At 65.7% G+C, this 14,415-nt stretch carries 14 protein-coding genes; 10 read left to right on the top strand and 4 right to left on the bottom strand.

Going from position 1 to position 14,415, the window contains the following annotated elements:
* Window positions 1-10 precede the first annotated feature (10 nt).
* From H4W27_RS02565 to H4W27_RS02540, 6 genes are all read left to right on the top strand, one after another.
* On the top strand, window positions 11-1,135 hold the full coding sequence (locus H4W27_RS02565) for a zinc-binding dehydrogenase (RefSeq protein ID WP_192594537.1): 1,125 nt from the start codon (window positions 11-13) through the stop codon (window positions 1,133-1,135).
* Window positions 1,136-1,295: 160 nt separating this feature from the next.
* Window positions 1,296-2,693 carry an aldehyde dehydrogenase family protein gene (locus H4W27_RS02560; RefSeq protein WP_192594536.1) on the top strand — a complete coding sequence of 466 codons (1,398 nt, stop codon included), beginning with the start codon at window positions 1,296-1,298 and terminating at the stop codon, window positions 2,691-2,693.
* A 93-nt stretch (window positions 2,694-2,786) separates the two neighbouring features.
* Window positions 2,787-4,268, top strand: a complete 1,482-nt coding sequence (locus H4W27_RS02555; protein ID WP_192594535.1) for a benzaldehyde dehydrogenase — start codon at window positions 2,787-2,789, stop codon at window positions 4,266-4,268.
* A 1,025-nt stretch (window positions 4,269-5,293) separates the two neighbouring features.
* Window positions 5,294-5,848 carry a hypothetical protein gene (locus H4W27_RS02550; RefSeq protein ID WP_192594534.1) on the top strand — a complete coding sequence of 185 codons (555 nt, stop codon included), beginning with the start codon at window positions 5,294-5,296 and terminating at the stop codon, window positions 5,846-5,848.
* Window positions 5,849-5,978: 130 nt separating this feature from the next.
* On the top strand, window positions 5,979-6,773 hold the full coding sequence (locus tag H4W27_RS02545) for a hypothetical protein (RefSeq protein ID WP_192594533.1): 795 nt from the start codon (window positions 5,979-5,981) through the stop codon (window positions 6,771-6,773).
* Between the two features lie 23 nt (window positions 6,774-6,796).
* Window positions 6,797-7,813, top strand: coding sequence for a WxL protein peptidoglycan domain-containing protein (locus tag H4W27_RS02540; RefSeq protein WP_192594532.1), 1,017 nt, complete (start codon window positions 6,797-6,799; stop codon window positions 7,811-7,813).
* 10 nt (window positions 7,814-7,823) lie between these two features.
* Here H4W27_RS02540 and H4W27_RS02535 read toward each other — a convergent pair whose 3' ends face one another.
* From H4W27_RS02535 to H4W27_RS02525, 3 genes are all read right to left on the bottom strand, one after another.
* Entirely contained in the window at window positions 7,824-8,576 is a 753-nt protein-coding gene (locus H4W27_RS02535; RefSeq protein ID WP_192594531.1) for a DUF429 domain-containing protein, read from the bottom strand.
* A gap of 23 nt (window positions 8,577-8,599) precedes the next feature.
* Window positions 8,600-9,541: an SDR family oxidoreductase gene (locus H4W27_RS02530; protein WP_192594530.1), complete on the bottom strand. Its 942-nt coding sequence runs from the start codon at window positions 9,539-9,541 to the stop codon at window positions 8,600-8,602.
* A 142-nt stretch (window positions 9,542-9,683) separates the two neighbouring features.
* Window positions 9,684-10,331, bottom strand: coding sequence for a SagB/ThcOx family dehydrogenase (locus H4W27_RS02525; protein ID WP_192594529.1), 648 nt, complete (start codon window positions 10,329-10,331; stop codon window positions 9,684-9,686).
* 116 nt (window positions 10,332-10,447) lie between these two features.
* On the opposite strand from H4W27_RS02525, the gene H4W27_RS02520 reads away from it, so the two are divergent.
* Window positions 10,448-10,780: an ArsR/SmtB family transcription factor gene (locus H4W27_RS02520; RefSeq protein ID WP_192594528.1), complete on the top strand. Its 333-nt coding sequence runs from the start codon at window positions 10,448-10,450 to the stop codon at window positions 10,778-10,780.
* Window positions 10,777-11,505, top strand: coding sequence for a cation transporter (locus tag H4W27_RS02515; RefSeq protein WP_192596385.1), 729 nt, complete (start codon window positions 10,777-10,779; stop codon window positions 11,503-11,505). The genes H4W27_RS02520 and H4W27_RS02515 overlap by 4 nt, the downstream gene beginning before the upstream one ends.
* 246 nt (window positions 11,506-11,751) lie before the next feature.
* Here H4W27_RS02515 and H4W27_RS02510 read toward each other — a convergent pair whose 3' ends face one another.
* Window positions 11,752-12,744: a stage II sporulation protein M gene (locus H4W27_RS02510; RefSeq protein WP_192594527.1), complete on the bottom strand. Its 993-nt coding sequence runs from the start codon at window positions 12,742-12,744 to the stop codon at window positions 11,752-11,754.
* 120 nt (window positions 12,745-12,864) lie between these two features.
* On the opposite strand from H4W27_RS02510, the gene H4W27_RS02505 reads away from it, so the two are divergent.
* Window positions 12,865-13,476, top strand: a complete 612-nt coding sequence (locus tag H4W27_RS02505; RefSeq protein WP_192594526.1) for a flavodoxin family protein — start codon at window positions 12,865-12,867, stop codon at window positions 13,474-13,476.
* 58 nt (window positions 13,477-13,534) lie between these two features.
* Window positions 13,535-14,308, top strand: a complete 774-nt coding sequence (locus H4W27_RS02500; protein ID WP_192594525.1) for an isocitrate lyase/PEP mutase family protein — start codon at window positions 13,535-13,537, stop codon at window positions 14,306-14,308.
* Window positions 14,309-14,415: the final 107 nt, after the last annotated feature.

Here is a 14,415-nt window from a genome sequence, read left to right as displayed (position 1 = left end):
AATCGAACCCGTGACAGACAATTATCAACTTACCGAGACAGGATTTACAGTGGTTAAAGCACTCATACTTGACGAAGTCGGGGGTCAATTCCGGACCGCTGATGTAGACTTTTCCGCCCCGATCGGGCGCGAGATACTGGTTGACGTCAAAGCCAGCGGGCTCTGCCAGAGTGATCGGACCGCGAGCAGCATGGGGGGCTTTCCGCTCCCGGCTGTCTTAGGTCACGAAGTCTCTGGCCTCGTCGCGGCGGTCGGACCCGACGTTCAGGGAATGGCTGTGGGAGACCACGTCGTGGCATGCCTCCAATCCCATTGCGGCACCTGCACGCACTGTATGGCCGGTGACATCAATATGTGCACGAATCCAGAGTTTGTGCGGCGCGCCGACAGTGAGCCGCCTCGCGTCACGCTCGAGGGGGAACCGGTCACGGCACTCGTAGATCTCGGCGGGTTCGCCGAGCAGGTTCTCGTCCACGAGAACAACCTTGTGCGTCTCGATCAGTCCATCCCCCATGAAATCGCGTGTGTGCTCGGATGCGGCATCCTGGCGGGTGCAGGTGCAGTGCTCAACGCGGCAAAGGTCCATGAGGGCGCCACAGTGGCGGTCTACGGATGCGGCGGTTTAGGTCTTGCCGCCATTCAGGCGGCAGTACTCGCGGGAGCTTCACAGATCATTGCCGTCGATGTCACCGGTGACAAGCTGGCGTCGGCCCTCGAGATCGGCGCCACGGACACCATCAACTCCGCCGAGACAGATCCGGTTGCATCAATCCGTGAACTGGTCGGCGGCGCTGATTTCGTCTTCGACTTCGTCGGTCGGGCTGAAGTGACGAAGCAGGCCTACGAATCGGTCGGACGCGCCGGCGAACTCTGCATCATCGGTCTGACCAAACCGGGGGCCACGTTGGAGATCGCCATAGACGCACAGGCGGTGTGGAATCAGGTACGAATCCGCCCGGTCTTCAACGGTTCGACGAATTTCCTTCGAGACGTCCCAAAGTTCGTCGGTCTCTACCATGAGGGTCGTTTCAACCTCGACAATGTCGTCTCCAGGACAATCTCCCTCGAAGAAGTGAACGACGCCTACGCCTCGATGCATGACCATGTCGGCCGGACCGTGGTGACCTTCCCCTAGCTCCCCACAACCCGCGTCACGCCGCTCTGCTGACGTTGCTCGGGTACCGACGCCCCTGCATACGCAGACACCGATCCAGCTTACGTACACGCCCATCAGCATCCTCAAGGGTTCTAAGGAGCCAACCGTGACGATAACTTCTGAAATCAACGCTTTTTCCATGACAGAGCTTCTGGGGGCGATCCAGCCGTCCGAAGGCGGGCGGGAGATCAGGGACCCGGCAACCGGGGAGGTCGTCGGCAGAGTCGCCGAACCCACCCTTGCAGACCTGGGCACCGCCGTGAGCATCGCTCGCAGTGCCCAGCGAGAATGGGCTGCCCGCAGCGATACCGCGCGCAGCGATGTGCTCCAGCGGGCTGCGGATGCTGTGGAGGCCAGCGCCGAAGCATTGGCGGAGCTGCTCTCACGTGAGCAGGGCAAGCCGCTGAACGGACCGAACGCAAGGTTCGAGGCCGGGGCCTGCGCGGCCTGGCTGCGGACCACCGCGGCACTCGAGTTGGGACCGGAGGTCCTGGTCGAGGAAGAGGGTACGCATGCCGAACTGCACTACCGTCCGCTGGGCGTGGTGGGCGCCATCGGTCCGTGGAACTGGCCGATGATGATCAGCATCTGGCAGCTCGCGCCGGCACTGCGCATGGGTAACACCGTGGTGCTGAAGCCTTCGGAATACACCCCATTGTCCGTGCTGGCGCTGACTCATGTGCTGAACACGGTGTTGCCCCCGGGTGTGCTCCAGGTGGTGCCGGGCGGCCGAGCCGTGGGCGAAGCTCTCACGGAACACCCGGATATCGCCAAGGTGATGTTCACCGGATCGACCGCAACGGGCAAGGCGATCATCCGTTCCTCAGCCGACACGGTGAAGCGGCTGACCCTGGAGCTGGGCGGCAACGACGCCGGGATCGTGCTGCCGGACGCCGACATCCATGCGGTGGCTGAAGATCTGTTCTGGGGCGCCTTCATCAACACCGGTCAGACCTGCGCGGCTCTCAAGCGCCTATACGTCCATGAGGACATCTACGACGACGTGTGCGCCGCGCTGGTAGAGGTTGCGTCGAAGATGCCGATGGGAGTGGGCCTGGACGAGACCAATGTACTGGGCCCGCTCCAGAACCAGGCGCAGTTCGACATCGTCTCAGGCCTGGTACAGGCGGCGAAGGACGCAGGGGCGAGGATCCTCCTGGGAGGGAACCCCGTGGCCAGCCAACCCGGCTACTTCTACCCGACGACCCTGGTAGCCGATATCGACAATGACAATCCACTGGTAGCCCAGGAACAGTTCGGTCCCGCGCTGCCGATCATCAAGTTCTCCACGCTCGATGAGGCCGTAGAGATGGCCAACGGGCTGGACGTGGGCCTAGGCGCTTCGGTCTGGTCCTCCGACGCGGACCGGGCCCGTGAGGTCGCCGCCCGGATCGAGGCCGGCACCGTCTGGATCAACAAGCATGGTGCCATCGACCCGCGCATCCCGTTCGGAGGAGCCAAGCAGTCCGGCTACGGCCTCGAGTTCGGAGTCGAGGGCCTCAAACAACTCGGCACGCCTCAAGTCATCACCAGCTAGACCCTGCAGAACCCGAGGTCGTCTTCAGTTCCTCGACTACGCATTTCTTCGGAGAGCGACCTAGCTTTCCTTCACCCAATGTAAAGGATCATCATGACTGCCATTGACACCGAGCGGGGCACCGCCCTGGAACTGTCCCAGTGGGACGGGAAGATCTACACCGACGCCTGGACCGAGGGTTCAGCCGGGACGGTTCAGGTGACCGAGCCCGCCACCGGCACCGTCCTCGGCACCGTGGGGATGGCCTCGAACCAGGACGCGATGGCCGCCGCCACCCGCGCCGCGCAGGCCCAGAAGGCGTGGGCGGCCACTAAGCCGGAGGAACGAGCAGCGATCCTGCGCCGAGCGGGGGACTTCTTCGAGACCCACGCCGTCGAGCTCGGCGAGTGGGTCCAGCGTGAAACCGGGGCGATCGCAGCCAAGGCCGGACTGGAGACGCACGTGGCCGCCAACGAGTGCTTCGATGCCGCTGCCCTGCCCCATCACCCGGCAGGAGACGTGCTTGCCTCCGATGCCGAGCACTGGTCCTTCGCCCGCCGGATTCCGGCCGGGGTGGTCGCGGTGATCTCCCCGTTCAACTTCCCACTGATCCTGTCGATCCGCTCCGTCGCCCCGGCCCTGGCCCTGGGCAACGCCGTGATCCTCAAGCCGGATCCACGCACCCCGGTCTCCGGCGGAGTGATGATCATGCGCGCCTTCGAACAGGCAGGGCTGCCCGCCGGGGTCCTGCAGCTGATCCCCGGGGGCGCCGAAACCGGAGCAGCCCTTACCGAGGCCCCCGAGGTGCGCGTCGTGTCCTTCACCGGGTCCACCGCGGCTGGGCGGAAGGTCGGCGAGGCCGCCGGGCGCAACCTCAAGCGTGCCCACCTCGAACTGGGCGGCAACAACGCCCTCGTGGTCCTGCCGGGTGCCGACGTGGCTAAGGCCGCCTCTGCCGGCGCCTTCGGATCCTTTCTCCACCAGGGACAGATCTGCATGACCGCCGGCCGCCATCTGGTCCATGAGTCCCTCAAAGACGAGTACGTGGCGGCCCTGCGGGAGAAGGCCGCGCACCTGCCTGTGGGAGATCCGATGACGGGACAGGTCGCCCTGGGCCCCATCATCGACGAGGGCCAGCGGGACAACATCGACCGGCTCGTTCAGGCGGCCAAAGATGCCGGGGCGGTCATCGAGGCCGGCGGCACCTATGACAATCTCTTCTACTCGCCGACCGTGCTTACAGGCCTGGACAGGGACAACCCGGCATGGGCCGAAGAGATCTTCGGCCCTGTCGCCCCGGTCATGAGCTTCGCCACCCTCGAGGAGGCTGCCGAGATCATCAACCACTCCGAATATGGACTCTCCGTGGGAATTCTCGGTGAGGTCGGCCAAGCCATGAAACTGGCTGACCAGGTCCACTCCGGCAAGGTCCATATCAACGAACAGACCGTCGCCGACGAGTCCAACGCCCCGTTCGGCGGCGTCGGCGCTTCCGGCACCGGAGCACGTTTCGGCGGCTACGCGGCGAACATCGAAGCCTTTACCGAGACTCAGTGGCTCACCATGCGACCCGACATCGCACCGTACCCCTTCTAGGCCGAACTGTGAGTTGAACCCGTGATGGCTGCGACCGAGAGAACCCTCTCAGTCGCGGCCATCGCTGCGTCCGGTTCATTCAGCCAGACAGCAATCTCGGACTGGAGGAGGCGGGGATTCTCGCGCCGGATTTCACCCGGGGCCTGGCGATCGCCGTCCGGCTCGTCACGACCTGGAGCTGGGGAGGCCGCCGAAGTTGTTCAGCTGGTGGGCGTGCCCCTTTCCGGTGTCGAGATCCACGCCTTCGCTGACACTCGGCAGATGAGCCGCGAAGCTGCCTGAGTGATCACCGGCTGACGCGCTTCTTCCGCTACACCGCAACGGCGTCGTCCGCACTCCTGATGCGGCAGGAGTGACCGGGTCGCGCCGCCCACGAGCGAGCGGCAACCGCAAGCGCATCAAGGCCACCGGACGGCTCCTCGCTGAGTTTCGCGTGGGCGCCGAGCTCGAATCAAGGCGGAGGGCATGCGTCTGGCCCGATCCCGCGTTCGACACGCTGCGCGGTCGCCAACCGACTCCTCTACGTGTCGATCGGTCCCCCACAGGCGAGCCTTCGCCTCGGCCTCCGCGCCACCGGCTCGGCGCCATTGACGCAGCCGGACTCCACGGAGGCCCAGGAGGACCAAGGGAGGCGCGTCACCACGGTTTGCTCGGACGCCCCGCCTGCGTCCCGTGTCTGCACCCAGTTGATAGGCGCTCCCGTGCACCCACGGACAACGCTGAACAAAACCTGACAGTTTCTTGGGCACTGCGTGGACAAGCGGCGAACCGCCCCTTACACTCAGGTTGTCGCAAGTTTGCGTTATGAGCATTCTTGTTCGTTCAGCAAGCTTGTCTGATCTGCATGATTATCAGCCCGGCAAAACTGTCCTGCAGACGGCGACGGCATCACCTGCACCAGAGCACCAAGCCACGCCTCCAGTCCGGACCCGGACAGGAGTCCCCTCCCGAGTGGAACCGAGTCCGGCCCTGCCGGCTCCTCGGCACGAGCCTCCTGGCACACCCGGACGAGAGAAAGCAGCACCATGCGCACCTCTGTGAAGACAGTCACCGTCGGTTCCCTCCTGGCCGCCTCCATGTTCATCACGCCCGCGGCCCTGGCAGCCGAGAGCACCGCGACCGCTACGGTCACCGGTGGATCACTGTCCGCGTCCGCCGAGGACGTTGCGCTGGCGGCAGTCACCACTTCGCACGCCGCCCAGACCACTTCCGGCACCGTGAACCTCGCAGTCGATGACTCCACCGGCACCGGAGACGGTTGGAGCGTGACCCAGGTGGTCTCGGACTTCGGATACACCGACGGCGGCAACGCTGGCGACGCCATCGCAGCAGAGCACTTCGTCGTGTCCTCGGTAGGAACTGTCTCCGCGCTCGCCGGTGCCGATGGCGCCGAGACGGTCGACGTGGGTACGGCAGGCAGCCTAGGGACCGAGCGTACGGTGCTCTCCGCTGCCGCGGAGAACGGTGAAGGGTCCTACACCGTCCCCCTGAGCGTGGATTTGAACATCCCTGAAGGTAGCCGCGCCGGCGCCTACGCGGCAGTTCTCACGACCACGACCGCCGCCACCCCCGCCCTCTGAACCGAGACGACCCACGCATAGCGTGAGCTGACGGCACCGCCCGCCGTGCCACGGCGGCTTGCAAGCACGAATCAGTCCGGGGCCGATCCTGCTTGGATCGGCCCCGGACCTGACACGAAGGGGCACAGGGATGGGTCACTCTGGTGAGAGACGCGCATCGGCCGTGCTGGCAGTGAGCATCATCCTCGCGGCGCTCCACCCAGGGCCGGTCTCAGCCTCCACCGCAGCGGAACTGGAGGATCTCTGGCTCCCGACCGTCCCCTTCTCCCACGACGCCCAGACCATCTCAGGACGGATAATCCTCACCACTGTCGATGCGACCGACTCGCTCTCCGTCGAGTACACGGGTTGGAAGGTCTCGATCCAAGCTGCTGGTCTTGACTACGGCGGGCGCCACGACGGCACCGGCATCCCTCCCGGGAACCTGACACTCACCTCCATCGAAGCACCGGTGGCCACCGATCAGAGCAGCGAAGCTCTGGATCCCCAAGCGCGACCCAGAGCACCCTCGACCTTCGCCGCCGGGTCCTTGAACACGGCGCGGATCGTGCTCCAGGCCGGCCCTGGAGGGGCCGGAGGTTCATACGCGCAGGGGTTGCTCGTCTCGCTGACCCTGCCACCCGGCGCACGCACCGGCACGTACACCGGGACGATCACGACCACTGTCAGCCCTGATCTCGACACCGCTTCGGGGCCGACGGTGGAGGCGCCAACCGCACCCGAACCGGACTCTGAGCCCACGGCGGTTGTGGAGCCGGACCCGACAGCCGCACAGGACCCTGAGGCTGACATCACCGTGACGCCGCCTCCCGAACCTGAATCCGCCGTGTCGCCACCTGCCGAGACGAGCGCGACTCCTGAACCTGAACCTGAACCTCAGTCCAGTCCTGAGCCGGGAACCACCAGCACCTCTTCTGTCCCCTGAGTCTTTGAAGGATGTCCTCTCCCGTGTCACACCACCTCCGCTCGAGTCTGACCCCGCTGCTGCTGACGGCCGGACTGATCCTGGTCCCCGCCTCCTCAGCCACCGCCGCTGCAGCGGAGACTGCTGAGCCGGTCAACCTCAGTCTCCAACCCGTAGACCACCCCGGCTCGTACTTCGCCCTCACCATGGAGCCTGGCGAGAGCCAGACCCTCACCTTCGCTCAGGCCAACCACGGGGAATCCGACCTGGACGCGAGCATCTACCCCGCCGATGCATACAGCCTCGTCAACGGGGGCTTCGGCGCAAAGGAGGACGGCGCGGACACCACTGGGACCACCACCTGGCTCGACTCCGCGGCACAGGAGGTGACACTCCCCGCGGGCGACACACAGGAGAGCACGCTGACCCTGACCGTCCCGCCGGAGACGGAACCGGGCCAGTACATCACCAGCCTGGTCCTGCAGAACGCCGAGCCCGTGGCGGGTTCCGGGGACGTCGCCCTGAACCAGACCGTGCGGCAGGCGATGCCCATCACCATTGAGGTCCCGGGAGAACTCACTCCCGCCTTCGAGTTCGGCGAAGCCGGCCACCAGCACGCCGCGGGCCGTTCAGTGGTCGACCTGGAGCTCACGAACACAGGCAACGAGCACCTGGAACCGGCGGGGGACTTCACGATCCGAGACGACAGCGGGGAGATCGTCTCCGAGGCCGAGGTCACCATGGGTGATGTCATCGCCGGCACCCAGACCACTGCGGAGATGCCCCTGGAAGGTGCCCTCCAGGTCGGTGACTACACGCTCAGCGGCTCCATGACCGACGAGCCGAGCGGCGTCAGCGCCGCTGCTGTGGATCTGCCCTTCTCCGTGGAGAAAGCTGAGGAGAGCATCGCCGTCGATTCGCAGCAGGACGCACTGCCCGGCATCGACCAGGACGCGCTCCCTGGAAACTTGGTCTACATCCTCGGCGGCGCGGTGCTCGTCCTGCTCGGCCTCGTCGTCTACCTGATCCTGCGTACCCGGAAAGCGGGCGCTTCCCGCTGAACGGTGGGCCTCAGAGCAGGTCGCCGAGCGTACAGGTCGGCAACGCGATCCAGCCCTCCCGTTCCGCGCGCTCCTGATGCTCAGAGAGCGGCAGGTGGTATCGGCCCACTGCGGCGGCGCGGGCGGCAAGGGCCGCGATGACTGCGTCAAAGGCGTCGGAGGACTCCTCCATGAGCTGCGCATGCGTGCCGAGATCCAACCAGGGGGCCTCCCGCCGCATCTGCCGGAGAAGCGAGCGGCGCACCTGAGGGTCTGTTCGATATCCCTTGCTCTCCCAGCGCCACATCCGCAGTGTGGCACCGGGGTAGACCTCCACCACGGCGCCCCCGCGTCCTGAGCGGTCGATGACTCGGCCACTGGCGGCGAGCCTGCCGAGCAGACCGGCGCAGCGCATCGCTGTCAGGCCCAATCGGTCGGTGGACACGCTGAGCGGCCATCGACCGGTCAGCTGGTGAACATGCCGGTCGGTCGCCCGGAAGGCGAGCGTGCGTCGCCAGTCGATCCCGCCGTCGACGGCCCGCGGATGGGCGAGGTTGGCGTGATCGGTCACGAACGCGACGAACTCATCGGGCCATCCGAACGCGCAGTCCACGCCGATCTTGGCGACCTCGGCGGTGGCCTCGGTGATGATCGGATCATCGGCGTGGAGACTCAGCTGTTGAAGGCAGGCAGAGTCCGGGCTCCACTCGATGACGGCCAGGGCCGTCCGCCTGCTCTCGGCAGCAAGATCAATCCCGGCGGTGCGCGTAGTGTCCTGACTCATCGTCAGGACACTACGCGACCGGCCTACGGGGTGGGGGTGCCCCCGTTGGCGTTGAGGGTGTCGCCGGTGACATAGCTGGACTCGGGCGAGGCCAGGAACACGAAGGCGGGTGCCATCTCCACGGGCTGCCCCGGACGTCCCAGCGGCGAGTTGTGGCCGAACTCCGGCAGCTTCTCCTTCGGCTGACCGTCGCTGGGCTGGATGACCGTCCAGATCGGTCCCGGCGCCACGGCGTTGACCCGGATGCCGCGGGGGGCGAGCTGCTGGGCCAGGCCCTTGGTGAAGTTGTTGATCGCAGCCTTGGTCGCCGCGTAGTCCAGCAGCATCGGGTTGGGCTGGTAGGCCTGGACCGAGGTGGAGTTCACGATGGTCGAGCCCGGGCCCATGTGCTTCAGCGCCGCCCGGGACAGCGTGTACATGGACTTGATGTTGATCTGGAAGGCCTCATCGACCTGCTCGTCGGTGAGCTCTTCGAGGGAGTCGTTGACGATCTGCTTGCCGGCGTTGTTGACCAGGATGTCGAGCCCGCCCAGCTTCTCGGCTGCGGAATCGACCACGCTCTCGCGGTAGGCCTTGTCCATCAGGTCTCCGGGAAGGGCGACGGCGGTGCGCCCGGCGTCCTCGATGGCGCTGATCACGCGCTCGGCGTCCTTGCCCTCGGCTGGGAGGTAGGAGATGGCCACGTCCGCACCCTCACGGGCGAAGGCGATGGCCACAGCGGCACCGATGCCCGAATCCCCGCCGGTCACCAGGGCCTTGCGCCCCTGCAGACGGCCCAGGCCCCGGTAGGACTCAAGTCCGATGTCCGGGATCGGGTCGGCGTCGGTCTCAAGACCCGGCTCGGGCTGATCCTGCTTCGGCGGGGAGATCTTCTGGTGGCGCGTGGTCGGATCATCAAAGGCCAGCTGGGTGCCCTGGAATTCGCGGGGATCGGGGAACGAAGCGGAAGTCGATTCATTGCTCATGAGTTCAACTCTAGATCGATCCCTGCCCTGCTCACAAGGCCCCTGGCCAGGACCGTCAGTGCTTCACGGCATGTGACCGGGTGGAAGCCTGCGGCGACGCGGCTGAGAGCACCACACCGACGCAGCTCGACGGACGAGGACTTCAGGAACCGGGGTTTTTCACTGCTCGACCGAGAGCAATAATCCCCAGGACCTGGCTGTCTGGCGGCAGAGAGGGAAAGAGCGTCGCCGAGAGTAATGAGAGTTCCTCATCACGAAATCCGGCGATCAGCACGGCCCCAAGGCCCAGTTCAGCTGCGGCGAGGTAGGTGTTCTGACTGATGTGACCGGCTTCCAGCAACGCATATCTCTCACCGCGTCGTCCCAGTGGTGGTTGCTCAGCAAAATGATCATTGAGTGTCTCGACCTGAGCAGTAATGAGCAGGAACACCGAGGCTCTCGCGCTCCAGTTCTGATCTACCAATGTCGCAGAGGCGACTTCGTTGCGATGATCCCCCACCGTTTCGCATACGAGCGCATCAGTACCCGGTAGATAGACGTAGCTCCCCGGTCTTAGGTTCTCGACACCACCCGCGACAATTCCGACTGAGAGGAGACTCAAACTGTGAGCCGAGGGCACTACGGAGCCTCTATCTGTCCGGAGTCCGACGGCGGCTCGCAGCAGGTGAGCCAGTTCGGTCATCTGGATGCCCGCTTCAGCGAAAGTACGAGTGCTCCGCCGCTTCTCGAGAAGCTCGGTCAACGGCGTCACTGTTGCTCCGGGCAGTGCCAGTTGCTTGTTCTGGGACATGCCCCAACCCTCTCATCGACTGAGAACGGCTGCGTCTGCGCTGCAACCTCACCTACCCGCGGCACTATGGTCTAGCGTGCATCACGATAGTACAGCGATTGCTGTACTGTTTAGTCGTGGACACTGTGACTTTGACTCATGCGACCTCCTTGTCTCGGATCGGGTACGCCCTTGCCGATGGCACGCGCACTCGGATCCTTCTCGCGCTCCGGGAGGGCCCCGCTCAACCTGGCGCACTGGCCGAGCAGTTGGGCGTCTCCAAACAGGTGATGTCCAACCAGCTGGCCTGCTTGCGCGGGTGCGACCTGGTGAAAGCGCGCGCCAAGGGGCGCAGCGCCTGGTATGAACTTGCCGACCCGCAGATCGCTTCCACGCTCGGACTTCTGCTGAAGCTCGCGGTGGCCGTGGACCCCGCCTGCTGCACACCAGGAGGGTGCACGTGCCGATGACTAATAGCTTTCTAGAATCACAGCCCTCGGCCACTCGGCAGAAAGTACTGCATCGACGGGTGCGATGGATCGTGGCGGGAACGATCACCTACAACGTCATCGAAGCCGTCATCGCCCTGATCGCTGGCACCATCGCCTCGTCGACAGCACTGATCGCTTTCGGACTGGATTCGATCGTGGAGGTGCTCTCGGCTGCAGCAGTGGCGTGGCAGTTCGCGGCCTCTGACCCGCAACGCCGCGAGCGGGTAGCGATGCGGCTGATCGCTACCTCGTTCTTCGGGCTTGCCGCCTTGGTCTCCGTCGATGCAATCCGAACCCTCACCGGCGCGGAGGAGGCCGAGCATTCCACAGTGGGCATCATCCTGGCCGCCGTGAGCGTAGCGGTAATGCCGGCGCTGTCCTGGTTTGAACGGCGGACCGGGCGGGAACTGGGGTCGGCTTCCACGGTGGCTGATTCTCACCAGACTCTGCTGTGCAGTTACCTCTCTGGGGTCCTTCTGGTGGGATTGCTGCTCAACAGCGCCTTGGGGTGGAGCTGGGCAGATCCCATCGCGGCTCTCATCATCGCGGTTGTGGCGATGAAGGAAGGTGTCGAGGCGTGGCGGGGAGAAGCGTGTTGCATTCCGGCCCACCTCCTGACCAAGGACTCCGCCGAAGAGGACCCGTCGAATACACCGGCCCGCGCCTCGGCTGAACGGGCAGGATGTACGTGCTGTCACCGTTGATGAGCGGTAGCGATGGAAGAACCGTGGATGATCACACCGGCCCTGAGCCGCGAGACGGTGTTCCCCGTTGGAGACGTGCACAGCGCCACAGGTTCAAGCAGCCGACTCCTCGAGTAAATCAACGACACCCTCTAGTTGTTGTGGGGCATGAGGTTCTTGCCACGGGTGCGTCGCCCTTAGAGCCATGCCAAGGTACTCGTGGCTCCCAACGAATCGAGCCCGCCCACTACTGGGTCGACCTGGGCGTCAGGCTGTCAGCTCCACTGCGCCGGCGTCGTACTTGCCGAGGTCCCCGGTGACGCCCGCGCGGTGGGCTCGCCCGCCGAGGACCAGGGTGTAGGTCCAGTAGGCGGCGAGCACCGCGGCGCCGATCCCGATCCGCGCCCAGTGCGGCAGGTCCGAGGGGGTGACGAAGCCTTCCACCACCCCAGAGATCAGCAGCACCAGCACCAGACCGAAGGCCACGGTGATCAGCTTGCGGCCTTCGGCGGCGAGCGCGGCGGAGCGGCGCATCTGTCCAGGGGCCACCACCCATGCCCAGAAGATCCGCAGCCCGGCGGCTCCGGCGATGAAGATCGCAGTCATCTCCATGAGTCCGTGCGGAAGGATGTAGAGCCAGAAGGTGGACGCCTCGCCCTGTTCGGCCATGATCCCGGCGGCCATGCCCAGACCCTGAGCGTTGAGGAACAGCACGAGGGGCACGAAGACCCCGCTGATCCCGAAGGCCACCTCCTGGGCGGCGATCCAGGCGTTGTTGGTCCACACCTGGGCCGCGAAGCTGGAGTTCGGGTGCTCCGAGTAGTAGTTGACGAACTCGGTGCCGGCATAGGCCTGCCGCTCCCCCTCCGGGATCAGCAGGTCGATCTGTGGATGGTTCACCGTCCACAGCGCGAAGCCCACCGCCACCGCGATGAACGCCACTCCGAGGATCACGGTGAGCCAGCGGATCCGGTAGAAGGCCACGGGCAGGGTCTGGGTGAAGAAGTAGGCGCTGGAGACGAAGACGTTCTGCCCCGCCCCGGTCAGGTGTGCCCGGGCTCGACCCAGCGGCGCGGAGAGGGAGGGCACCACCGGGGAGTCCGGCTCGGCGGCGCGGATCATGGACAGGTGCGTGGAGGTCCGCTCGTAGAGGCGCAGCATCTCATCGGCCTCGGGCGCGGTGAGCCGCCGACGGGAGGCGAGCGCTGAGAGCCGGTCCCATTCGTGCTGATGCACGGCGATGAACGCGTCGATATCCACGGGATGAGACTACCGCGACGGAGGATCTGCCTGACCTGCGGTCCCACGCCTGTCCCACCGCTGCCCTGCCGCCTGCTCCACTCTTGCGACGGCTGGCCCGGCAGACGTAGCGTGCTTTTCATGGATACTCCACTGCGCGCCGTCGCTCTGAACTGCACACTGAAGCCCTCCCCCGGTGAATCAAGCACCGATGTCATCACCGACCAGCTCCTCGCCGAGCTGACGACCCATGGCGTCACGGGGGAGACCATCCGCGTGGTGGACTACGACGTCAAACCCGGCGTGGAAGCCGACATGGGCCACGGTGACCAGTGGCCGGAGCTTCGCGAACGCATCCTGGCCGCCGACATCCTGGTGTTCGGCACCCCGACCTGGGTGGGTCATATGTCCAGCGTGGCGCAGCGAGTGCTGGAGCGCCTGGACGCTGAACTCTCCGAGACCGACGATCAGGGCCGGCCGATCATGTTCGGCAAGGTCGCGATCGTCGCCGTGGTGGGCAATGAGGACGGAGCCCACAAGATCATCGCCGACACGTTCCAGGGGCTCAACGACATCGGATACACCATCCCAGCCCAGGGCGGGACCTACTGGAACCACGAGGCGATGAACCCCAAGGACTATAAGGACCTCGACGAGACTCCCTCAGCGGTGGCCGCGACGAACAAGACCGCCGCCGCCAACGCCGTGCACCTGGCCCGCCAGCTGACCCAGGCGCAGTACCCGGGCAGCTGACCCCAACAGTCGGGCTTGGGGGTTTCACAGGTGGTCCGTGCTGTGCAAGCATGCGGAGATGACTACATCTGAGGAACTCGCCCAGCGCCTGCTCGATCTCCACCACCGGCCGAACCCCGTCATCCTCCCCACGGTGTGGGACGTCTGGTCCGCAGAGGCCTGCGCCTCCCTGGGCTTCAAGGCCCTGACCATCGGCAGCCACCCGGTGGCGGACTCCCTCGGTGAGGCCGACGGGGAGGCCATGAACCTCGAGGATGTGCTGGGCGTGGTCCGGCGCATCACCGCGGTGCTGGACATCCCGGTGTCCGTGGACCTCGAGTCCGGCTACGACACCCCGGCCGGGGAGCTCGTGCGCCGAACCCTGGACGCCGGCGCGGTGGGCATCAACATCGAGGACACGGTCCACTCCATGGACTCGATGCGCTCACCGCAGGAGCACGCCGACTACATCTCCCAGCTGCGCGCCGCCGCCGATGCCATCGGCACACACCTGGTCATCAACGGCCGCACCGACGCCTTCACCACGGATGAGCAGCCGGAGACCCAGCTGGAGGACGCGCTGACCCGGATGCGCCTGCTCGAGGAGGCCGGAGCCGATGTGCTCTACCCCGTGAAGGTGCCCTCCCTGGACTACCTGGAACGGATCCTGCGCGAGGTGAAGACCCCCGTGAACGTGACCGCCCACCCGGTCAACGGGGCGGTCCCCGACGGGCTGAGCCTGCAGGAGGTCTCGCGCCTGGGAGTCAAGCGCGTCTCCTTCGGCCCGCTGCTGCAGCGCAGCCTCACCGACGCCATGGGTGAGATCCTGCGCCCCTGGACGCCAGCCTCCTAGACAACGGACTCTCTCCTCCTGCTCGCGGATTCCGCGCGCACTGCTCTACTCAGCTGACGCTCGGACCAGTAATCTGGGAAGAGACGTCACAGCCCGCCGCGGCGGGA

The sequence above is a fragment of the Nesterenkonia lutea genome, from assembly GCF_014873955.1.
Taxonomy (GTDB): domain Bacteria; phylum Actinomycetota; class Actinomycetes; order Actinomycetales; family Micrococcaceae; genus Nesterenkonia; species Nesterenkonia lutea.
Note: the sequence above shows the minus strand (reverse complement) of the source record. Positions and strands in the feature narration are given on the sequence as shown.

Coding starts and splice junctions, on each gene's coding strand:
- H4W27_RS02560 (WP_192594536.1), top strand. CDS start 1,296: ATGACAGAGCTTCTGGGGGCGATCCAGCCGTCCGAAGGCGGGCGGGAG.
- H4W27_RS02555 (WP_192594535.1), top strand. CDS start 2,787: ATGACTGCCATTGACACCGAGCGGGGCACCGCCCTGGAACTGTCCCAG.
- H4W27_RS02550 (WP_192594534.1), top strand. CDS start 5,294: ATGCGCACCTCTGTGAAGACAGTCACCGTCGGTTCCCTCCTGGCCGCC.
- H4W27_RS02545 (WP_192594533.1), top strand. CDS start 5,979: ATGGGTCACTCTGGTGAGAGACGCGCATCGGCCGTGCTGGCAGTGAGC.
- H4W27_RS02535 (WP_192594531.1), bottom strand. CDS start 8,576: ATGAGTCAGGACACTACGCGCACCGCCGGGATTGATCTTGCTGCCGAG.
- H4W27_RS02530 (WP_192594530.1), bottom strand. CDS start 9,541: ATGAGCAATGAATCGACTTCCGCTTCGTTCCCCGATCCCCGCGAATTC.
- H4W27_RS02525 (WP_192594529.1), bottom strand. CDS start 10,331: ATGTCCCAGAACAAGCAACTGGCACTGCCCGGAGCAACAGTGACGCCG.
- H4W27_RS02515 (WP_192596385.1), top strand. CDS start 10,777: ATGACTAATAGCTTTCTAGAATCACAGCCCTCGGCCACTCGGCAGAAA.
- H4W27_RS02505 (WP_192594526.1), top strand. CDS start 12,865: ATGGATACTCCACTGCGCGCCGTCGCTCTGAACTGCACACTGAAGCCC.
- H4W27_RS02500 (WP_192594525.1), top strand. CDS start 13,535: ATGACTACATCTGAGGAACTCGCCCAGCGCCTGCTCGATCTCCACCAC.